General features: G+C 59.6%; 22 protein-coding genes and 1 pseudogene. 14 read left to right on the top strand and 9 right to left on the bottom strand.

From position 1 onward, the window contains the following. Positions 1-39 precede the first annotated feature (39 nt). Positions 40-402: a hypothetical protein gene (locus CFE47_RS19330; RefSeq protein WP_286839488.1), complete on the bottom strand. Its 363-nt coding sequence runs from the start codon at positions 400-402 to the stop codon at positions 40-42. Between the two features lie 214 nt (positions 403-616). Between CFE47_RS19330 and CFE47_RS19325 the strand changes: the two genes are divergently transcribed. Beyond that, a complete protein-coding gene (locus CFE47_RS19325; RefSeq protein ID WP_286839486.1) occupies positions 617-976 on the top strand; it encodes a helix-turn-helix domain-containing protein in 360 nt (119 codons plus the stop codon). 159 nt (positions 977-1135) lie between these two features. Here the strand turns inward: CFE47_RS19325 and CFE47_RS19320 are convergent, their stop codons facing one another. The 3 genes from CFE47_RS19320 to CFE47_RS19310 all read right to left on the bottom strand — a co-directional run bounded on the left by CFE47_RS19320 (position 1136) and on the right by CFE47_RS19310 (position 4721). Further along, complete coding sequence (locus tag CFE47_RS19320; protein WP_286839521.1) at positions 1136-2587, bottom strand: amidase family protein; 1452 nt, start codon at positions 2585-2587, stop codon at positions 1136-1138. A gap of 201 nt (positions 2588-2788) precedes the next feature. Continuing rightward, positions 2789-3334, bottom strand: coding sequence for a hypothetical protein (locus tag CFE47_RS19315; protein ID WP_376750118.1), 546 nt, complete (start codon positions 3332-3334; stop codon positions 2789-2791). 328 nt (positions 3335-3662) lie between these two features. Continuing rightward, positions 3663-4721 (bottom strand): MBL fold metallo-hydrolase, encoded by a 1059-nt coding sequence (locus CFE47_RS19310; protein ID WP_286839481.1) that lies wholly within the window; start codon positions 4719-4721, stop codon positions 3663-3665. 123 nt (positions 4722-4844) lie between these two features. On the opposite strand from CFE47_RS19310, the gene CFE47_RS19305 reads away from it, so the two are divergent. The 5 genes and pseudogenes from CFE47_RS19305 (at position 4845) to CFE47_RS19290 (ending at position 8901) form a co-directional block, all read left to right on the top strand. After that, positions 4845-5471, top strand: a complete 627-nt coding sequence (locus CFE47_RS19305; RefSeq protein ID WP_286839478.1) for a TetR/AcrR family transcriptional regulator — start codon at positions 4845-4847, stop codon at positions 5469-5471. Between the two features lie 189 nt (positions 5472-5660). Continuing rightward, entirely contained in the window at positions 5661-6719 is a 1059-nt protein-coding gene (locus CFE47_RS19300; RefSeq protein WP_286839475.1) for a diguanylate cyclase, read from the top strand. 225 nt (positions 6720-6944) lie between these two features. Then, positions 6945-7754: pseudogene (locus tag CFE47_RS31815) on the top strand (PAS domain-containing protein); the annotation flags it as partial. After that, complete coding sequence (locus CFE47_RS31810; protein WP_376750119.1) at positions 7755-8306, top strand: methyl-accepting chemotaxis protein; 552 nt, start codon at positions 7755-7757, stop codon at positions 8304-8306. Positions 8307-8382: 76 nt separating this feature from the next. Then, positions 8383-8901 carry a DUF1003 domain-containing protein gene (locus CFE47_RS19290; protein WP_185707870.1) on the top strand — a complete coding sequence of 173 codons (519 nt, stop codon included), beginning with the start codon at positions 8383-8385 and terminating at the stop codon, positions 8899-8901. 125 nt (positions 8902-9026) lie between these two features. Here the strand turns inward: CFE47_RS19290 and CFE47_RS19285 are convergent, their stop codons facing one another. Next, positions 9027-9908, bottom strand: coding sequence for a LysR family transcriptional regulator (locus CFE47_RS19285; RefSeq protein ID WP_286839471.1), 882 nt, complete (start codon positions 9906-9908; stop codon positions 9027-9029). 80 nt (positions 9909-9988) lie between these two features. Here CFE47_RS19285 and CFE47_RS19280 point away from each other — a divergent pair, with 80 nt between their 5' ends. Together CFE47_RS19280 and CFE47_RS19275 are read left to right on the top strand one after the other, a co-directional pair. Next, the gene (locus CFE47_RS19280; RefSeq protein ID WP_286839469.1) at positions 9989-10690 is read left to right on the top strand and encodes a CTP synthase C-terminal region-related (seleno)protein; all 702 of its coding nucleotides are present in this window, start codon (positions 9989-9991) and stop codon (positions 10688-10690) included. Next, positions 10687-11010, top strand: coding sequence for an antibiotic biosynthesis monooxygenase family protein (locus tag CFE47_RS19275; protein ID WP_286839467.1), 324 nt, complete (start codon positions 10687-10689; stop codon positions 11008-11010). Before CFE47_RS19280 ends, CFE47_RS19275 begins: the two co-directional genes overlap by 4 nt. 49 nt (positions 11011-11059) lie before the next feature. Here CFE47_RS19275 and CFE47_RS19270 read toward each other — a convergent pair whose 3' ends face one another. Beyond that, positions 11060-11383 (bottom strand): DUF2025 family protein, encoded by a 324-nt coding sequence (locus CFE47_RS19270; protein ID WP_286839465.1) that lies wholly within the window; start codon positions 11381-11383, stop codon positions 11060-11062. A 232-nt stretch (positions 11384-11615) separates the two neighbouring features. Between CFE47_RS19270 and CFE47_RS19265 the strand changes: the two genes are divergently transcribed. Continuing rightward, a complete protein-coding gene (locus CFE47_RS19265) occupies positions 11616-12743 on the top strand; it encodes a glycerophosphodiester phosphodiesterase family protein (RefSeq protein WP_185707876.1) in 1128 nt (375 codons plus the stop codon). Further along, positions 12744-13397, top strand: coding sequence for a helix-turn-helix domain-containing protein (locus tag CFE47_RS19260; protein ID WP_286839463.1), 654 nt, complete (start codon positions 12744-12746; stop codon positions 13395-13397). It begins immediately after the preceding gene. On the opposite strand, the gene CFE47_RS19255 is transcribed toward CFE47_RS19260, so the two are convergent. Next, positions 13389-14252 (bottom strand): sterol desaturase family protein, encoded by an 864-nt coding sequence (locus tag CFE47_RS19255; protein WP_286839461.1) that lies wholly within the window; start codon positions 14250-14252, stop codon positions 13389-13391. The two genes, CFE47_RS19260 and CFE47_RS19255, sit on opposite strands and share 9 nt — an antisense overlap. Before the next feature lie 155 nt (positions 14253-14407). Here CFE47_RS19255 and CFE47_RS19250 point away from each other — a divergent pair, with 155 nt between their 5' ends. The 4 genes from CFE47_RS19250 to CFE47_RS19235 all read left to right on the top strand — a co-directional run bounded on the left by CFE47_RS19250 (position 14408) and on the right by CFE47_RS19235 (position 18943). Beyond that, on the top strand, positions 14408-14713 hold the full coding sequence (locus CFE47_RS19250) for a PepSY domain-containing protein (RefSeq protein WP_286839459.1): 306 nt from the start codon (positions 14408-14410) through the stop codon (positions 14711-14713). 182 nt (positions 14714-14895) lie between these two features. Then, positions 14896-16068, top strand: coding sequence for a GAF domain-containing sensor histidine kinase (locus CFE47_RS19245; protein ID WP_286839457.1), 1173 nt, complete (start codon positions 14896-14898; stop codon positions 16066-16068). Positions 16069-16167: 99 nt separating this feature from the next. After that, positions 16168-17190 (top strand): transporter, encoded by a 1023-nt coding sequence (locus CFE47_RS19240; protein WP_286839454.1) that lies wholly within the window; start codon positions 16168-16170, stop codon positions 17188-17190. Positions 17191-17335: 145 nt separating this feature from the next. Then, positions 17336-18943, top strand: coding sequence for an inorganic phosphate transporter (locus CFE47_RS19235; protein WP_286839453.1), 1608 nt, complete (start codon positions 17336-17338; stop codon positions 18941-18943). A 125-nt stretch (positions 18944-19068) separates the two neighbouring features. On the opposite strand, the gene CFE47_RS19230 is transcribed toward CFE47_RS19235, so the two are convergent. Further along, positions 19069-20043, bottom strand: coding sequence for a 5-oxoprolinase subunit C family protein (locus CFE47_RS19230; protein ID WP_286839451.1), 975 nt, complete (start codon positions 20041-20043; stop codon positions 19069-19071). After that, the gene (locus CFE47_RS19225) at positions 20040-20918 is read right to left on the bottom strand and encodes a 5-oxoprolinase subunit B family protein (RefSeq protein ID WP_185707885.1); all 879 of its coding nucleotides are present in this window, start codon (positions 20916-20918) and stop codon (positions 20040-20042) included. Before CFE47_RS19225 ends, CFE47_RS19230 begins: the two co-directional genes overlap by 4 nt. Positions 20919-20961: the final 43 nt, after the last annotated feature.

Here is a 20961-nt window from a genome sequence, read left to right as displayed (position 1 = left end):
GTTTTTCCTTAAGGACAAGACGGGGTGTTTAGCCAGTGCTTAGGGGGCTGATTCAGGTAGATCAACCCAATTGATTTCATAAGGCTGCCTGACCGCATAACTAATTGCGTCTCGCGCACCTTCACTGAGCACTTCAAGTTCGGTATCAGTCAACAGATCATGGGCCACCATCAGGGCCAGACTGTCGAGAGCCCATGAACGACTGAATCCATCGAATATTCTGACGATGTCCTTGTCACGCCCCATAACCAGGCGGCACAGCGTCCTGTAGCGGTTGACCGGGGAGAGGGCCTCATTCTCACTGACGGACTTAGCGTTACTCAGTACGCCAAGGTGGAAGCGCTCAAGCGCAATTTTTCTCAGCTCTTTGAATTTATTCCAATCGCCTTCGGAAATAGCCATCACATCCTCCTGCGTGTCTGTTAGCGTTTGAATATTTCGCATTCCAGTCGGCCAAGCCGACCGAGCGGCTGTACAGTTAGAAAGCACGATATGACATACCTCAAAATAGAGCAGCGCAGGCGCTGAGGAAAAATCCAGTTGATGAGCGGTCAAAACAACTGTACAAAAACACAGTATAGTTTGCCCTCCCCCGTCAAACCCTGGAGAAACCCCCATGTCCTCCCTGGCAATGAGCTCTTTCGTCGAACAACAGATCGTCCTGCATCAATTCACCGCAAAACACAGTGTACAAGCCCGTGCGATGCTGGGCTGGAGTCGGGAAGACCTGGCCCGCCAGGCTGGTATAGCGGTGGATGAGGTGCAACGCTTTGAAAGTCACGCCGAGGTCGAAGATGAAACCCGTTTGACCCTGGCGTTTAGGCTGGAGGCTGAGGGGCTGGTGTTTTTCCCGGGGTTTGCACCGGGGTGGGGGATGAGTGTGCGCCGGTTTGACAGCGAATCCACTGAGCCCGCTGCGCAAGGCATCATCGCTCGCTTGATGGGTTCGACAGCCCCCCAACCGAATGGTGTCTAGCATCCAACGGGATCATCACACTCAACATAGGCAGCGTTCTGGCGTTCAACCAAGGCCATGGCCTCCTTCCATGGCCTGGGGTAAGCCGCGCTTCGCTTTACGACTCAAACACTGGAAACATTCGCCACTGCATTCCTGCACGTAGAGATTTAAGTACGGTCAGTCGCTCTTTTCTGTCATATCAACCGCTTCGTCTGCATTCACAGACTCTGGCGAGAAAGGTACGCCAGGCAGAAAGGCAGGTTCCCTGATCGCTTGCGATGCCTGTTCATAACCATAGGCAATCGACAGCAACGTAGCCTCGCTGTTACCCGAACCGTATAGGTGAAGCGCGGTTGGCATACCTTCATCATCCATTCCGGACGGGATCGATATGCCTGGGTAGCCCGCCGCAGCGCTAAAGAAGTAGCTGTGGGACAGAAAGTTCGAGAGCATCGCGTCGAGCTTATGTTCCTTGAGCGGCTCATCGATGGTTTTCTGGAAGACTGGCACGATGTCTTCCCACAACTTTTCGCGTTGCTGTTGAGGCACGTCCAAGCCATTTATCATTTCCAGCAGCGCCTGGTCAGGATCTCCAGGCTGCTGGTCGCGCTTGTTGAACGCGATCAGTTCCGACAACGATTTGACCGGCAACCCGTTTCGGCCGGCCAAGTACCCTTCGAGCTGATGTTTGACGTCTGCAAAGAGGGCATCGTTATAGCCCTCATAGGTTTCCTGCGAAACGCCATCATCCAATCGGCCTATCGGCACCAGAATCGCACCCTTGTCCTTCAGTACTTCAAGCGCCTGCTCAAAGTGCTTCCTGTCCGCTCGTATTGCCGGGTTACGTGCATCGTCTGCAGACAATTCAGGCAAAGGCGTATAGCCGATTCGCTTGTCTTTTAACGCATCAGCACGTAACCCATCGTCGTAGGTATGGGTTTCGGTCATGGCGTTAAGGGCTTCCGCCGCATCACAGATAGTTCGGGTAAACGTACCGACTGTATCCAGCCGGGAGCTGGTCATGACGCCCTCGGTGCTGATCAAGCCTGCTGTGGTTTTTAGGCCGAAAACGCCGTTATACGCTGCGGGGGCGATAATCGAACCATTGGTTTCAACCCCTAGGGCCACCGGCACGTGTCCTTGGGCCACTGCCACCGCAGAACCTGAACTCGACCCCGCTACTTGGCCACCTAACCGATGGGGATTGAGCGTCTGGCCGCCGCGTGAGCTCCACCCATCAGCCGGTGACTCAGACCGAAAGTTGGACAGCTCGCTCATGTTGGTTTTACCCACGATCACCACACCCGCCTTCAACAAATTGTCGACGACCTTGGCATTTTTATTTGCTGGGGTCCCCACCAACGCCTTGGAGCCTGCGCTTGTCTGCATGCGGTCTTGGGTTTCAAACACATCTTTGAGCGCTATCGGAACGCCGTGTAGATAACCGCGCACTTGGCCCTTGGCGCGTTCATGATCTCGCGCCTTTGCCTCTTTCCGGGCATCTGGGTTGGTTTCGACAAACGCATTACCGCCTTGTAACCCCTGATCAATGTTGGCGATTTGCTTCAATGAGTCTTTAATCAGGGACTCTGACGTCACCCCACCTTGCCCAGCCATCTCTCCCGACATCTGGCAGGCGCTCTTGAAGCCTTGCACAGGATTGGAAAGTGTATGGTGCAGGCCCGTTGCCCACCCCATGGACGAAATTGGTCCAATCATGAAATGCCCCTCTATTTGACTGAATGTTAGGGTTATCCATGGATAACCCGGCACCAGTCTAAGAAGCCAACCACGCTGCGCCGTTGAGGCAAATCCTGCCGCCCGGTCCGATCACTCTCTCTCTGACGTGGGCATCAAGACGGCCTGTTGTAGTAGCTGACGATAAACCTGCACCAGTGCCATCAAACGATCACCTGCCCAGCGGGCGCCGTAAAACCAAAGCTTCGTTCCATCCACAAGAGACTCACACAACCCTGGGTACCCGCTCTTGCAGGCGCTGTGAAACGCAGCACTGCTACTTTCAGACACCACGGCGTCAAGACGATGTTCGCTTACGCATGCATCGATTTCATTTCGAGTCTGCAGGGTGAATTGATTGGCAGCGTCGCTGCGATGTGACTCCACCGGCACCAATAGCGCACCCGCCGAGCGCAGGGTATTCAAGGCTTGGAGGAACGCCGCACTGTGGCATGTGGCCTCAGCCTCTCCAGCGCCCACATATTGGTGGGCAAACCCTATGCGCCAGCCAGCCAACGCCTGAACCGAGGTGAAGGTGCTGTTATTCAGTACTACGGGGACTTCCACCATTAAGGGTCCCGAGGGGTCGATGCCACTCAAGGCATTGAGTGACAACGCCGGATCACGGACAGTTTTCATCAGCGGCCCAGGCACATCGAGCCTGGGAACGGGGGTGCTTGTTACCGAATGTTCAGAAGCGTGGGGCGCACCCCCGAACGCAATCCCGCGTTTGCCTGGGCTTTCGTTTGTATTGTCGGAAAACGTCGACGGCGCAATGCAGTCTGAGAATGATGATGGGGCGCGCCCTGTGGGGCAAGGCATGCATGGGCGCCAATATTTCCTACACTTTTCGTCCATCCTGAGCGACTCCCGAGCATTAAAATTCCCGGGATCATCGCACCGTCATCGGGCGCTTGTCGCAAGGTGGAAACACCCTGAAAATTCCTTTTTCCAGGACAGCTGCCTTCTACCCTACGGCACGCTCTTCAACACCGTGGGTCTCCACCGCCAACCACCACGCATGCCCACGCTCAGGTTGGTTCAAGCTGAACGCCTGCCCCATCTGCGGCGTGGTAATCGATACGTTGCGCTCCCAGGCCAGGGCCATGATGCGGTCAAATGGCTCGTGCCAGGCATGGAACGCCAAGTCGAAAGTGCCGTTGTGAATCGGCAGCAGCCAGCGGCCCTTGAGGTCGATATGCGCCTGTAAGGTTTGCTCCGGCTGCATGTGCACGTGTGGCCAGTCGACGTTGTAAGCACCGGTTTCCATCAGGGTCAGATCAAACGGGCCGTACTGCTCGCCGATGCGCTTGAAGCCATCGAAATAACCGGTGTCGCCGCTGAAAAAAATCCGCCGCGCGCCGTCGATCATCACCCAGGAACACCAAAGGGTCTGGTTGGCATCAAACAAACCGCGCCCGGAAAAATGCTGTGCGGGCGTCGCAACAAAACGAATGCCATCGAGCTCGGTGCTTTGCCACCAATCCAGTTGCCGCACTTTGCTGGCATTTACGCCCCATTTGACCAGGATGTCGCCGACACCCAACGGCGCCAGGAAGTAACGGGTCTTCGCAGCCAACTGGACGACGGCTTTGTGGTCAAGATGATCGTAGTGGTTGTGGGAAAGGATCACCGCTTCCAACGGCGGCAGGTCTTCAAGGCTGATGGGCGGCTGATGGAAACGTTTGGGGCCGGCCCAACTGAATGGCGAGGCGCGCTCGGCGAATACGGGGTCAGTAACCCAGAACTTGCCGCGCATTTTCAGCAGCACGGTGGAATGCCCGAGGCGAAATACGCTGTGATCAGGTGCCGCCATCAACTGCTCGCGGGTCAGCGGATGCACCGGAATTTGCCCTACCGGTCGCGTACTGCGCGGTTTGTTGAACAGCATGTTCCAGAAGATACGCAGGGTTTTGCCAAAGCCGCCGTGCTGCACGGGGGCGTCATTACTGAAGTGGCCTTGATCCTGTTCAGCAGGCTTGAGCGCCACAGGTGAAGGGTCGATACGCGATGAAATGGTGGCCATTATCAGGAGACTCCGTTGGTCCGCTCATAAATTACACTGCACAGTGTAGTTTCAAGATTGCAACAAAATTCGGAACAAGTAAACTACCGAGTGTAATTTTCCTGAAAGAGACGAGCGCCACCCATGACTGCCCCTCGACGCCTCACCGACCGCAAACGCGAAGCCATTGTGGCTGCTGCCATCGCCGAGTTTCGCGATAACGGTTTCGAGGTCACCAGCATGGACAAGATTGCCGCCACCGCAGGGGTGTCCAAACGCACGGTGTACAACCACTTCCCCAGCAAGGAAGAGTTGTTCGCCGAAATTCTCCATCAACTCTGGGCCAGCAGCGTCGCACAGTTGGATGTGAGCTACGACCGCAACCGCCCGCTGCGAGATCAATTGCGCGGGCTGTTGGAGGCGAAGATGCAGATGATGTCGGATGCCAATTTCCTCGACCTGGCTCGCGTTGCCATCGCCGCCACCATCCATTCGCCGGAACGTGCGCAAGACATGGTCAATCGCCTGAGCAAGCGGGAGGAAGGCTTCACCCAGTGGGTACGCGCCGCCCAAGAAGACGGTCGGCTGAGCGGCAATGATCCGGCATTTGCCGCCCACCAGATCCAAGGCATGCTCAAGGCCTTCGCGTTTTGGCCACAGATTACCCTCGGCCAACCTATCCTCGACGCCGCCAGCCAGGCCGGTGTGATCGAGTCGGCCATTGACCTGTTTTTAGCCGGTTATGAGGTTACTGCCCCTACTGCGCAGTAAAACCCTGTTGTATGAACGACATTTCAGGTCGCTTTTGACGCATTCGCCCTCTGTTTTGCGCAAATGGCCTGAAAGGACACTGATTATTCCCACGCGAATCACTGACAATATTCACAGGTGTTATCCGATCAACGGTTACCTCGCGAACGCGTGTTGTCGTATCTGCAAAAAGAGTTGACCCAGGAATCTATGGAAAACAGACAAGGCAAAGGGCTTTCGTTTGCCAGGCGCATCTACAGGCCAAGAATCATCGGCACAGCCATGTGCTGTATCAGTGTGATTGCCGCCCTGTCCCCGCTGACAAAGCCTGACTGGGTCTGGGCATTGCTGTTCATCAACGGTTTTGTCTGGCCGCATCTGGCGTATCAACTGGCGACTCGCTCCAAATTCCCCTACGACGCCGAACAACGCAACCTGGTGTGGGACGCGTTATTCAGCGGATTTTGGGTGGCTACGCTGCAATTCGCCCCATTGACCAGCGTCACCCTGTTGTCGATGGTTTCCATGAACAACGTCGCTGCGGGCGGCAAGCGTTTGTTGTTGCGCGGTGCGCTGGCGCAAGCGTTTGGCGTGGGAGTGGCAGGCCTGCTGTTTGGCCTGCACTTCAACCCCTCGGTCAGCCTGGCACAGGTCTACGCTTGCTTGCCGATGCTCACGTTCTACCCCATGGCCATCGGTATGGTCTGCTATCAATTGGCGATCAAACTGTCGGAACACAAACGCGCACTCAGCGCACTGAGCCGCATCGACAGCCTCACCGGCCTGCTCAACCACGGCTCATGGAAAGATCTGCTGCAACTCAAGTTCCACAAATGCCAACAGCAACAAGGCCACGCCACCATTGCGCTGATCGACATTGACCACTTCAAGCGGATCAATGATACCCACGGCCATATCGTCGGTGACGCGGTGCTGCGCCAGTTGAGTCTGGAGTTGCGGAGCAGCTTGCGGGAAAACGACCTGACCGGGCGCTACGGAGGCGATGAGTTCTGCGTGATTCTTCCGCAGATGCCCCTTGAGCAAGCTGCGCAGGTCATGGAGCGCATGCGCGAGAACTTCGGTAATTACCGCAACCCGCAAATCCCGGAATTGCGGGTCAGCCTGAGTATCGGCCTGGCCAGCTTTCAACCGTCGTTCACCGATGCGGCAATGTGGCTGAATGCGGCAGACCGGGCGCTGTACGCAGCCAAGGACACCGGCCGCAACCGGGTCAATGTCAGCGAAAAAATGGTCGCTCATTCCGCCTGAAGTTGTCCTATGACACCTCGTCTGATTTTTCCTACCCGTGCGCACGGCAATAGCATAATGCCGCCATTGGTCGCCTTGTGTGAAAAGTGCCTGTTCCGGGGCCGAACTTCTGACACAACGCGCAACTCTGAACCCGTTGTTCCACTCCCTCTGTCAGCACCAGGAAGCTGACAATGAGCACGTCAACCGTAGAGCCCAGCGCCCTACGGGGGCAGGCGACCTTGCATGGATAACCCCGACGCTTGCTTGCCCGAGCCTACGAACATGCCGCTATTCAACGCCCACAAAAAAACCATCGCGACCCTTCACCACACAGTGGCCCAACAGGCCAGCCTGCTGGACGCCATCGAGCGCTCCATGGCCGTGATCGAGTTCGACCTGCAAGGCAATGTGCTGCGGGCCAACGACAACTTCCTCAGCACCATGGGCTACCGCGCCGAGCAGCTCGCGGGCCAGTCTCACCGCTTGTTCTGCACCCCGGCGTTCGCCCGCAGCGCCGAGTACAACCAGTTGTGGTCGAACCTGCGCAATGGCCAATTCCAGTCCGGGACCTTCGAGCGTGTTGCGGGCACTGGCCAGTCGGTCTGGCTGGAAGCCAGCTACAACCCGGTACGGGATGAGGCAGGCCAGGTGATCAAGGTGGTGAAGTACGCGATGGACGTTACCCCACGCCTGCAAGCCGAAAGTGAAGCCAACGCCAAACTGGACGCCATCGGCCGGGCCATGGCGGTGATCGAGTTCAACCTCGACGGCACCATCATCACGGCCAACGCCAATTTCCTGCAGCGCATGGGCTACAGCCTGGCGCAGATCCAAGGCCAGCATCACCGCCTGTTCTGCCCAGCGGCAATCGCCAACAGCTCGGCCTACGGCGATTTCTGGCGGCGCCTGAACCAGGGCGAAATGTTCAGCGGCCAGTTTGAGCGAGTGGATAAAAATGGCCAGACCGTGTGGCTCGAAGCCAACTACAACCCGGTATACGACGCCAGCGGACGCCTGTGCAAGGTGGTCAAGTTCGCCTCCGACGTAACCGCCATGGTGCAACAACACAGCGCCGATGCAGCGAGCGCAGCCCAGGCTTATCACATCTCGCTGACCACCCGGGACATTGCCGAAAAAGGCGCCGAAGTAATCCAGCAAACGGCCAGCGGCATGCGCGAGATTGCCGCCGACATCGACGGATCTTCGCAACTGATCGCCAAGCTGGGCGAGCGCTCGCAGCAGATTACAGCCATCGTCAACACCATTCGCGCGATTGCCGACCAGACCAACCTGTTGGCACTCAACGCCGCCATCGAAGCGGCGCGCGCCGGTGAACAAGGCCGCGGATTTGCGGTGGTGGCCGACGAGGTACGGCAGCTGGCGGCGCGTACCAGCGGCTCCACCGCCGAGATCTCCAGCATGATCGCGATGATCCAGGATGAGACCCGCCAAGCCATCGACAGCATGGAGGGTACCCGCGACCGTGCAGCCCAGGGTGTTGACCTGGCCAACCGTGCCGGCACGGTGATTCTGCAAATTCGTGAAGGCACCAGCGACGCGGTACAGGCCGTGAGTGCCTTTGCCAACGAGCGTGGCGGCAACTGACCCGTTCTTCATGCGCCTGACGGGGGGCTCGGTCTATAGTGCTGGATTGTCTTCAAGCACAGGATCCGAGCCCGCCATGACCCCCGACAAGCCCGAAGCCGCCCCCGTCGACCACTTGCGTTTCCACCGAGGCCACGCCCACCTGGCGCCCACCTTCGGCAACGATACGTTCGCCCTCAAGGCCGAAGCCTTTGCGCGCTTCTTCGGCACGCCGACCTTTCTCGGTGCACAAACCGCCATCGTGGTGTTGTGGGTGGTGCTGAACATGACCGGCGTCACGCACTTCGACGTGTACCCGTTCATCTTGCTCAACCTGGCGTTCAGCCTGCAATCGGCCTACGCGGCGCCGTTGATCCTGCTGGCCCAGACACGTCAGGCCGCTCGCGACAAAGCCCAGTCGGACGCCGACGCACAACATCGCGAAGCCCTGGCCGTGGCCAATACCGAGCGCCAGGCCCAGGCTGCGCAGACCACCAAACAGCTGCTCGAGTTGCTGGAACAAAACACCCGGCTGACGGAAATGACCAAGCAGTTGACCGAGCGCATCGAGACGTTGACGTGCGAGATGCATGAGCAGTTTGTGCGTAAAACCTGATATCACACCAATCCCCTGTGGGAGCGGGCTTGCTCGCGAAAGCAGTGTGTCAGCCACTTAATTGATCGACTGACACTGCGCATTCGCGAGCAACCCCGCTCCCACATTTTGTTTCCTTGCTTTACTCATGACCGCATCTGCACATGCCTGCCCAATTCATCAAACAACGCCACCACCGAGCGCAAGGCCCGGCAGTCAGGCCGTGTCAGTAACCACAGAGCCGTGTCATGCCCCGCCAACGTGGGGCCCAACGGCTGCAAACCGTCATCCAATAGAAAATCCGGTAGCGCCGCCACGCCCATCCCCGCCCGCACCAATTCGGTGACCGACAACATGCTGTTGCAACGATAACTGGGCCTCACCCCCGGCAAGTGCTCACGCCGCCAGGCGACGGTGGGATGATCGGGGAGGAAGTCATCCGGGGCGATCCAGGCTAGATCGGCTAACGCACCGCCCTCGTGCTGGCGGGCGTAGGCTGGGCTTGCGCAGACCTGATAGACCACCGAACCCAGGCAACGTCCTACAAGGTGCTCCGGCGGCGTCTTCGTCAGGCGTAGGGCGATATCCGCGTCGCGCCGGCTGAGGTTGGCAAAATCATTCGATGTGCTCAGCTCCAGGACAAGCGCTGGATACGCCGGCATGAACTGCGCCAAGGCGGGCAGCAGCAAACCTTGCAACACCGAGTCGGTGCACGTCAGGCGCACCGTGCCGCTGATCACTTCGCCGCCCTGCTCCACGCCGATACGTGCCGCCTCCAAGGCTTGCTCGGCACGCTCGGCTTGCTGCGCGAGGTCTCTGGCCAAGCCGGTAGGCAGGTAGCCGGCGCGGCTTTTTTCGAACAAGGTCTGGCCCAGTGCCGCCTCCAGGCGCCGCACCGCACGGAACACCGTGGACACATCTACCCGCAATAACGCCGCCGCCCGCGCCAGGGTGCCACCGCGTACCAGGGCAAGGATCAGCGACAGGTCAGGGTAGTCAATTTGATAGTGCGTTGCTGCATTGAACATATGGGTAAACGCCAATATTGATTGCGTGAACGCCAATCTATAGTGCGCCTCAGGACACAACAAGCCATGGGTCGCACGCAATGAAAAACACCCCGCTGCACCTCGCCTTGATCGGCGACTACAACCCCGGCGTCACTGCCCACCAGGCGATTCCACTGGCACTGGAACAGGCCGCCGACAGCCTCGGTTTAACGGTCCACGTGCAATGGCTCGATACCGACACACTGCCGCCCTCACTGCACGACTTCGACGGCTTCTGGTGCGTACCCGCCAGCCCCTACCGCGACACCGACGGCGCACTGCGCGCCATCCGTTTTGCCCGCGAGCACCGGCGGCCTTTCCTCGGCACCTGTGGCGGGTTTCAACATGCAGTACTGGAATATGCCCGCAATGTGCTGGGCTGGGCCGATGCCGAACATGGCGAGCTGGCACCGCAGGCCACACGCGCACTCATCACGCCATTGAGTTGCGCCCTGGTGGAAGCCACCGACACCGTGCGCCTGGTGCTCTACACCCGCATCGCCGAGGCCTACGGCACCCTCGATCTCAGCGAAGGCTATCGCTGCCGCTACGGCGTAAACCCCGAGTTCCTCGACGCCCTGCTGGAAGGCGATTTGATTCCCAGCGGCCATGATTCATCAGGGGATTTGCGCGCCGTGGAACTGCTCGACCATCCGTTTTTTGTCGCCACCCTGTTTCAACCCGAACGCGCAGCGCTCAAGGGCATCACGCCGCCGCTGGCGATTGCCCTGCTCAAGGCTTGCCAGGCGCTGTCGGCATGATCGCCCGCACACCAGCCCCACCCTACTACGCAGTGATATTCAGCTCACTGCGCACCGAGGGTGACCAGGGTTACGGCGAGGCTGCCAGCCGCATGCTGGCGTTGGCACGTGAGCAGCCAGGGTTTCTCGGGGTGGAATCGGCGCGTGAGGACGGCTTGGGGATTACCGTGTCGTATTGGGAAAACGAGGCGGCGATTGTGGCGTGGAAGCAGCAGGCCGAGCATAGCGCGGTGCGTGAGCAAGGGCGGGCTAGCTGGTATTCAGCGTTTCAGACGCGGGTGTGCAAGGTGGAGCGGGCCTACAGCTTTAACGCAACATGAATGTGGGAGCTGGCTTGCCTGCTCCCACAATCGACCTGCGTCGTTTTACTCAGCTCACCAGACTGCGCAACGCACTGATCTGTGGAATTTCCACCCGGCGCATGTACACCCGCAACGGCTCGGTGATGTTGATACGGTCGTCGATATTCTGGTCCAACAGCAGTTGGATACGCTCGCGCGACAAGGTCATGGCGTGCTCGGCGGCCGGCAGCCAGACGAATTCGGCGGTGGGAATGATGCCGTCATCGGCCACGTCCATGCCGAAAGAGTCTTCGCTGAAACGTACGATGTACTGGCCGGTCTTGCGGTTCAGGCCGACAAAACCATGGAGTCTGTCGGCGGCCTGGCAGATAAGCTCGGAAGTGATGCGCATGGTAAACCTCACTGAAAAGTCCCACCGGGACTGGAAAGATGGTTTACACGCGTGGCAGAAATTACTGCCCTCTAACGGGGCAGCTTCGGGCAAGAGTACTGCAATGCACCACAAAAAAACCGAGAAAATTGGCCCGCGCGCACGTTAATGTCGGTTTGGTGATAGCGCCTTTCGCAATCAATTGTTAAAAAGGACGCCTTCTCAAAGTTACCTCCACGAAAGGACTTCGCATATGCCTGTCACGTTTACCAAGAGCGCCCTGCTGCTCGCACTAATGCTGGGCCTTGGCCAAGCACAGGCTGCCGACCCCATCAGCCCGGCTGAATTGGCAACAAACGAAGGCATTCCGTACCCGGCGGTCATCGCCCACCGTGGCGCTTCCTATGACGCCCCCGAGTCCACCGCCGCTGCCTACAAGGTTGCTCGTGACCTGGGTGCCGACTACCTGGAAATGGACCTGCAGCGCAGCAAGGACGGCGTGCTGTTCGCCCTGCACGACAACAACCTGCAGCGCACCACCGACGTGGCCACCAAGTTCCCCGAGCGCAAAGACGCCCCGGCCAACGAATTCACCTGGAAAGAACTGCAAACACTCGACGCCGGCAGCTGGTTCAACGCCGCCTACCCTGACCGCGCGCGCCCAGGCTTCGTGGGCCTGAAGATCCAGAGCCTGGACGACATCATCAAGATCGCCGAAGGCAACCCGCAGCACAAACCCGGCCTGTACATCGAGACCAAAGAGCCCAAGCAATTCCCGGGCATCGAAGCCGACCTGAAGAACAAGCTGCTGGACAAAGGCTGGCTGAGCTCCGCCGGCTCCAAGCTGGGCAAGAGCAACACCGGCGTCGGTCAGGGCCGTGGCCGCGTGGTGCTGCAGACGTTTGAAAAAGACAGCCTGAAAGAGCTGCAGAAAGAAATGCCCAACACCCCGAAAATCCTGCTGTTGTGGGTGGGTGCAGGCAGTATCGAACCGAAGTCCACCCAAACCTTCGCTGAATCAGGTGAAGCGACCAAGGCCGCCTACTACGCCAAGCAAGAGCCAAAAGACGCCGCCGAGTTCGAAAAATGGGTCGACGAAGCCAAGAGCCTCGGTGCGATCGGTACCGGCCCGTCGGCTGAGCTGACCAACCACGGCGACCAGAGCTACACCGACCTGGTCAAGCCTGAGATGAACAAGCTGACCCACGACAAAGGCCTGCTGGTGCACGTCTACACCGTGGACGAGCCTGTGGACTTCCAAAAAGTGATGAGCGCCGGCGTCGATGGCATCTTCACCAACCGCGCCGCCGAGCTGTTGAAGTTCTACAAGCGCTGGCCGTCGTCCAGCGTGCAGGACCTGCTGAACGACTATAAGTACTGAGTGAAGGCCCAATGGTCAGGCCGCCTGTGGTTGGGGCGTGACTACGGCCTGATCGTCGGCGAGCTGGGGCGCACTGCGCCCCATGCGCACTACGCACACCAACTGATGTGCAGCACCGGCGCACCGATCACGGTGAGCCTGGATGGCCAGGTCACCACGGCCCGGCGCCTGTTTATCCCTTCGCGGCAAACCCACGCCATTCTCGATGCCGAGGGTGAAGTGACGGTGTTGTATGCCGAGCCTGCGGTGTTTGATATCGCCCCCTTGCTGCATCAGGACCTGTCCCTGGAGGCATTGCGCCAACTGCCCCGGCGTAGCCTGGAGGATCCGCGCCTGGAACGTGCCCTCGCCGCCCTGGACCAGCAACTCAGCGGTAAAGTGTCAGCGCAGGCCTTGGCCAAGGCCGCGCATTTGTCGTTGAGCCAGCTGGAACGCCTGTTCAGCCATCAACTGGGTTTGCCGGTGCGCCGCTTGGTGCTGTGGCGCCGGTTGCGCGTCGCCCTGCAATTGGCACTCGCCGGCAGCACGTTGACCGAGGCGGCCCATGGCGCTGGCTTTGCCGATTCGGCGCACTTTTCGCGGACCATGAAGCAGCTGTTCGGCGTCACGGCCGCCGCGTCATTGCGCCAGCTGGATGTGCAACTGTTAGCGTAATTGCTCTGGCAGTGAGGGCTCCTTGCTCAGGCGCACCGGCTTGAACGGGTCCAGCATCTGCGCCCCATACGCCACCGGAAAATCCGGGCGGCTGCCAATGCCCAAATCGCCTGGCCCCATGCGATAACCCTCGCGGTAATAAGCCGTGCCCAGCAGCCAATCCCACAGGTTGAAAAACAGCCCAAAATTCACATCCCCCGCGCGGCCGTATTTCATATGGTGAAAACGATGCACCGGCGCCCACGCGAAAACCCAACGCAAGGGCCCCATGCGCATGTCCACATTGGAATGCTGCAACAGCAACTGAATGGCAATCGCCAAGGCCAGCAACTGCGCCACGTCCAACGGAATACCCAGCAGGATCAACGGCAGCAGCCCAGCAGTGGCTTCGAGCATCTGGTGCAAAGGGTGTTTCATCAAACCGTTGAACCCATACAACCGTTGCACGCTGTGATGCACCGCATGCAAGCGCCACAGCGGCGCGATGCGGTGGCTGGCGTAATGCATCAGGGTGATGCCGGCGTCGGCGAGCACGATGGCCAGTAACAGTTGCTCCCACAGCGGCCAGCCCCGTGGCCAGACGCCCTCGACCGCCAGCAGTGCGGTGAGCCCTGGCAGGATCAGCAAACCTGCGGCATTCAGGCTTTCGTTGACCAGCGCATGCAGGGTGTCGCGCCGACGATCGCCCAGGCTGCGGTTCCATTGCCGCTCATAGGGCAGCCATTGCTCCATCAGGAATGACACCCCTACCGCAACCACAAACACCACTACCAGCCAGTGCGGTTGCCAGATACCCCACCCAATAAACCCCAGCAGAAATGCGGGCGCGTAGACCCAACTCACTAACCGTTTCATCCCGAGTCTCCCTTTAAACGAGGACTGAGCATGCGATCCGGCGCGCTTGGCGGATTGAATAAACTGCGCAACTGCTTGAAATAATTAAGGGTGAATTAAGTTGTGCTGGCTAACCTGAGGCCACTTAAACAGTTCACCTCAGAAGGACATACACCATGAAAACCCTGACCGCATTGTTCGCCGCCACCGCCCTGACCCTGACCGCCGGCCTCGCCCAAGCGGACGTTCGCCCGGACCAGATTCCGAGCCTGCTCAAGTCCGGTGCCGTGATGCCATTCGAGAAGCTCAACGCGGCAGCCCTGGCCGCCCATGCCGGCGCGACCATCACCGACACCGAGCTGGAAGACAAGGCCGGTCGCCTGGTGTACGAGGTCGAGATGCGTGATACCAGCAACGTGAAGTGGGATGTGAAACTCGACGCCAAGACCGGCGAAGTGCTGGAAAACAAGCAAGACACTTGAGTTCAATTCTTGAAAAACCGCGCCACCCCAGGGTGGCGCGGTTTTTTTGTGGACGCTCGTCGGCAAGCTGTAGGAAAAACACCTCAAAAACGAATGAAATTACACCTACCTAACGTAAGGTCGTTAGACTTCCAGGCATCAGCCAAGGCATTAAGCCATTGCCGCCACATCGAGACCGCTACATGGGGCAGAAAGCCGCCGACATCGCCACAATCAGCCGCATCAGCGCGGTTCCGGCCATGCTCAACGTCATCAGTGACATGACTGGCCTGCGGTTTGCCGCTGTCGCCCGCGTGACGGAGGACACCTGGACCGCCTGCGCGGTGCTCGACCAACTGGAATTCGGCCTGGGCGTGGGTGGCGAACTGGACCTGACCACCACCATATGCCACGAAATCCGTGGCTCCCACGTGTCGGTGGTGATCGACAAAGCCAGCGAAGACCCGCTCTACCGCGACCATCACACCCCCCGGATGTACAGGTTCGAAAGCTACATTTCCGTTCCAGTGTTCCGTACCGATGGGCGCTTTTTCGGCACCATCTGTGCCCTGGACCCCAACCCCGCGCAACTGCGCAGCAGCACGATCCAGTCGACCATGGAGTCGTTTGCCCGGGTGCTATCGCTGCAAATCGAAGCCGAAGAAAGCCAGCAACGCACCGAAGCCGACCTGTACGAAGAACGTGGCACCGCCGAATTGCGCGAGCAATTCATCGCCGTGCTTGGGCACGACCTGCGCAACCCGCTGTTTGCCATCAACTTCGGCGCCGAGCGGTTGCTGCGCAAGCACCCCAATCCTGCCACTGACAACATCGTGCGGCACATCCTCACCAGCGGTCGTCGCGCAGCCCAATTGGTGGAAGACGTATTGGATTTCGCGCGGGGACGCATGGGCAGTGGCATCCCCCTGCAGTTGGATGACTGCCAGGATTTGCAGGACGCTTTGCGCCAAAGCGTGTCCGAAGTGCAAAGCGTTCATCCACAGGGTGTCATCCACGCCGACATCGGCGACCTGCGCGGCGTACGCTGCGACCGCGCGCGGCTGGCGCAGTTGCTGTCCAACCTGGTGGCCAACGCCGTCCATCACGGCAGCCCTGGTGGCCCCGTGGAAGTCTCGGCACAGATCGACCAAGGCAACTTCACGCTGAGCGTAAAAAACCAGGGCAAGATCGACGAATTGGCCCTGCCCCGGCTTTTCCAGCCTTACTCGCGACCTGTCAAACACACGCCCCAAGCCGGCCTTGGCCTGGGCTTATACATTGTGAAGCAGATTGCAGACGCCCACGGCGGGGAACTGCAGGTCTCGTCCTGTGAGCAAAATGGCACGGTGTTTACCTTCACGCTGAAAACATTCTGAGCAGATTTCAAATCGTCACAAAAGCGTCACACCACCTTGCAATGATTCGCCTACGCGAACCTGTGAAACGTCCTACAGGCGCTTTCTCTGCGAGCCTCCATGAACCACAGCATTGATCACAGCCACCAGGATTCCGATCTGTTTGGCTTGCTCTACGGTTTTCGTTTTCGCCCCGGTGAAAAAGGCGAGCAGATTGATTCGGCCACCGCGCTCAAAGCCTTGCAGCAACCCGCCGCCCCCGAAGAGTTCTTGTGGCTGCACCTGAACCTGGCCCACGCCGCGTGCGAGCGCTGGATGCAGTCGCACCTAGACTTGCCCGCCGAGTTTTTTGAAGCCTTGCACGAAGGCTCACGCTCCACACGCATCGAACACGTCGACTCGGCCCTGCTGGCGGTGGTCAACGACGTGGTGTTCAACTTCAGCAACATGGTCTCCTCGGATATTTCCACGCTGTGGGTGTGCGCCCGCAGCCGCTTGCTGATCAGCGCGCGCCTGCAACCGCTGCACTCGGTGGACAAATTGCGCTCGTCGGTAAAGGCCGGCGAACGCTTTCGCTCCCCTCTGGAATTATTGGTGCACCTGCTGCGCGACCAAGGCGAAGTGCTGACCCAGATCGTGCGCAAGACCAGCATCAGCGTCGACCATATCGAGGACCAATTATTGTCCTCGCGCCTGTCCACCAACCGTGCCGAACTCGGCGCCGCACGCCGGGTGCTGGTGCGCCTGCAACGCCTACTGGCGCTGGAACCGGGTTCCTTGCTGCGCCTGCTCAACCGCCCGCCGCAGTGGCTGCAGAAGGAAGACGTGAAGGAGCTGCGCAAATCCACCGAGGAGTTTGCGCTGATCATCAACGACCTGATGGCCCTGGGCGAACGCATCAAGTTGTTGCAGGAAGAGATCGCCGCCAACCTCAACGAACAAAGCAACCGCACGCTGTTCACCCTGACAGTGGTGACGGTGTTGGCGTTGCCGATCAACATCATTGCCGGTTTTTTTGGCATGAACGTGGGGGGCGTGCCGCTCTCTACGGACCCGGAAGGGTTTTGGATACTGGTGGCGTTGGTGGCGACGTTTACCTTGATTGCCGGGCGTTGGGCGTTCAGAAAGCGCAAAGATTACTAAATCTGAAATGCAATCAACCTGTGGGAGCTGGGGTGCTTTGTAGATCAGCGGCAGACCCAATTGCCTAAACACTGACTTGCGGCAGCATCTCTGTAACATTCTGCAATGAATATGAACGGCATCCTCCCCACACGGATGCTCCGGCATGGCCACCCCTTCCCTGACTGCCGCCCCACACGCAGCCCCCAAACCTCGGCTAGACAAGAAAAACAACCTGGTGACGGTGATCATTTTCTTCGCCGTGCTTGCCATGGGCCTGCTGTTCACTGCCTACAGCCTGATGCACGACATGCACGAACTGGGCACGGTGGTCACCACCTGGACGCCGTTCCTGCTGCTGGGTGTGGCACTGTTGATCGCCCTGGGTTTCGAGTTCGTCAACGGCTTCCACGACACCGCCAACGCGGTGGCCACGGTGATCTACACCAATTCGCTGCCGCCGCATTTCGCGGTGGTGTGGTCGGGTTTCTTCAACTTCCTCGGCGTACTGCTTTCCAGCGGTGCAGTGGCGTTCGGCATCATTGCCCTGCTGCCGGTCGAGCTGATCTTGCAGGTCGGTTCGTCGGCGGGTTTTGCGATGATCTTCGCCCTGCTGATCGCTGCAATCCTGTGGAACCTCGGCACTTGGTGGCTGGGTTTGCCGGCGTCGTCGTCCCACACCTTGATCGGTTCGATCATCGGCGTCGGCGTGGCCAATGCCTTGATGCACGGACGTGACGGCACCAGCGGTGTGGATTGGAGCCAGGCAATCAAAATCGGTTACGCCTTGTTGCTGTCGCCGCTGATCGGCTTCGCCTTCGCCGCCATGCTGTTGCTGGCCCTGCGCGCCTTCGTCAAGAACCGCTCGCTGTACAAGGCCCCCAAAGGCGACACCCCGCCGCCGTGGTGGATTCGCGGCATGTTGATTGCCACCTGCACCGGTGTGTCCTTCGCCCACGGCTCCAACGATGGGCAAAAAGGCATGGGCCTGATCATGCTGATCCTGGTGGGCACGCTGCCGATGGCCTACGCGTTGAACCGCACCATGCCGGCCGAGCAATCCTTGCAGTTTGCCGCGGTGGCGGAAGTCACCCAAGTGGCCCTGGTGAAAAGTGCGCCGCAAGCACTGACAGGTGGCCCACGGCCGATCCTCTCGACCTACGTGCGCACCAAGGAAGCCACCCCGGAACTGGTGCCCGCCCTAGCCGCCCTCGCAGGCCAGATTGGTGAGGAAGTCAAAGGCTACGGTTCCCTGGCCAAAGTGCCAGTGGAAGCGGTCGGCAACGTGCGTAACGACATGTACCTGACCAGCGAAACCATTCGCTTGATGGACAAGGGCAAGGTTGGCAACTTCGACGCGGATACCCAAGGCAAGCTGCAACTGTTCAAGCAACAGATCGACAGCTCAACACGCTTTATTCCGCTGTGGGTCAAGATCGCCGTGGCCATCGCCCTCGGCCTGGGCACTATGGTCGGCTGGAAGCGCATCGTGGTGACCGTCGGCGAGAAGATCGGCAAGACTCACCTCACCTACGCCCAAGGCGCCTCGGCCGAAATGGTGGCGATGCTGACCATCGGCGCGGCGGATATGTATGGGTTGCCGGTGTCGACCACCCACGTGTTGTCGTCCGGCGTGGCGGGGACCATGGTGGCGAATGGCGGCGGGTTGCAGATGCGCACGATCCGTAATCTGGCGATGGCGTGGGTGTTGACGTTGCCGGCGGCAATCCTGCTTTCAGGCAGCCTGTATTGGCTGTTCACCAAACTGTTCTGACTCAACACAGAACAAAAATGTGGGAGCGGGCTTGCTCGCGAATGCGGTCTTTCAGTCAATTAATCTGGTGGCTGATACACCGCTTTCGCGAGCAAGCCAGCTCCCACATTTGGATGTTTGTTTCTTCAGTTGTTGAAGAGTCCAGCCATGGCCTTCAGCCGTTTTTTGTACACCCGCCGCGCCTCCAGCGCCTCCTCCAGCGTCACCGCCACAAACCCCGCCCGCTGGTTCGGCTGCATCTGCCCGATCAAATCCAGATCGGCACTGATCACCGTGCCGATCATCGCGTAGCCGCCACCCGACACAGCATCCCGATGCAACACAATCGGTTCCAACCCGGCCGGTACCTGGATCGAGCCAATCGGGTAACAGCTATCGACGATGTTTGACGGATCCGACCCTGCACCAAACGGCTGCTCCCGTGGCTGGAAGCTCAACGCGCTGCCGCCCTTGAAGCGGTAACCGATGCGGTCCGCCTCCGAACCGACGGTCCACGGTTCGGCAAAAAAACTGCCTTTGGCGGCGTCACTCAGGCGTTCGTAATACAGCCCCGGCACTACGCGCAGGGTCACATCACCTCCGACGGACCGGCGCAGCGCCATGGGCAAGCTGTTGCCCGCGCGGCCTGCACCGCTGGTTTCGCCGATGGGCAACTCATCGCCTTCCTGCAAGCGCCGCCCGTTAAACCCACCGACTGCGCCGAGGGTGTACGTCGAGCGGCTGCCCAGCACCAACGGCACATCAATCCCACCGGCCACCGCCAGGTAAGTGCGCGCCCCCGCCTTGGGGAATTCAAAGCGCAGTACTTGTCCGGCACGTACCTGGAAGGCGGTGTCCTGATGCACCACTTCACCGTCCAGGCGCGGTGACATCAATGCGCCGCTGAGGGCTACCAGTGCGTCTTGTTGAAACTCCAATTCGGGGCCGATCAACGTGCACTCAAGGCCCGCTGCGCCGATGGGGTTACCTACCAGGTGGTTGGCGGCGCTCAGCGCGTATTGGTCCAGCGCCCCCGAAGGGGGAATGCCCAGGTGGTAATAACCTTCGCGGCCAAGGTCCTGCACGGAGGTAGCGAGGCCGGGTTTGAGGACCTTGATCATGCCAGCGCCTCCTGCAGGGTTTTCGGATAGCCGATGGGGTCGGCAAGAAAAGCGTCGAGGGAAAACTCCACCGGGCGGATGCGCAGGTCGAAACGTCCTGCGTCCACTTCGGCGACGGCCAGGTCGTAGGCGTCGCGGTCCATGGGTTTGAACTGCACGATATCGCCGGGCCGGAAGAACACCATGTGCTCCTTGAGGTAGGCCAACTGCTGCGCCGGATCGTAGATGGGCGCAGGAGTCACGCCGAACATCTGGTAACCGCCGGCGCCGCGCACCGAGTAGATGCAGCCGAAACAGCCGCCATGGCCGAGGGTCAATTTGGGCGTGTCCGTGCGCGGGCGCAGGTACTTGGGCACCTGCAATTGCCGCTCGCGTTCGACCATCTGGAACATGAACGGCAAGCCCGCGACAAACCCGACCATCGACACAAACCACGGCGCGCCGCTGTGGGCAGCGATAAACGCATCCACATCGGCCAGTCCATTGATGCGTGCAGCGTATTCCAGGTCGGTGCCGCTGGGGTCTTGATGACGGTCGCGAAAACGCATCAACGTCTCATGGGTCCACGGGTCGTTGTAGAGCACCGGGATTTCGATGATGCGCGTGTGCAAGGTGCGCTCGGCCACGGCCTGGGCTTCGGCGGTCTGCACCGCATCGAGCAACACGTGGGGCGCGATGCGGTCGGGGTCGAAGCGAATCTGGAACGACGCATTGGCCAGGCACACATCCAGCACGCCTTCCAGCGCCAGGCGTTCCACCGCACGGGTCACCGCCATGCCTTTGAAAAAGGCCTCCAGGGACATGCTGTCGCTGACCTCGGCAAACAGGTGTTCATCACCGCCGAAGCTGTAGCGGATGGGGGACGTTTCAGCCATGTCTGTTCCTCTTGGAATCATTGTAGAAAGGCAGGCAAAAAAG

Source organism: Pseudomonas sp. PGPPP1, assembly GCF_002255865.1.
GTDB lineage: Bacteria > Pseudomonadota > Gammaproteobacteria > Pseudomonadales > Pseudomonadaceae > Aquipseudomonas > Aquipseudomonas cremoris.
Note: the sequence above shows the minus strand (reverse complement) of the source record. Positions and strands in the feature narration are given on the sequence as shown.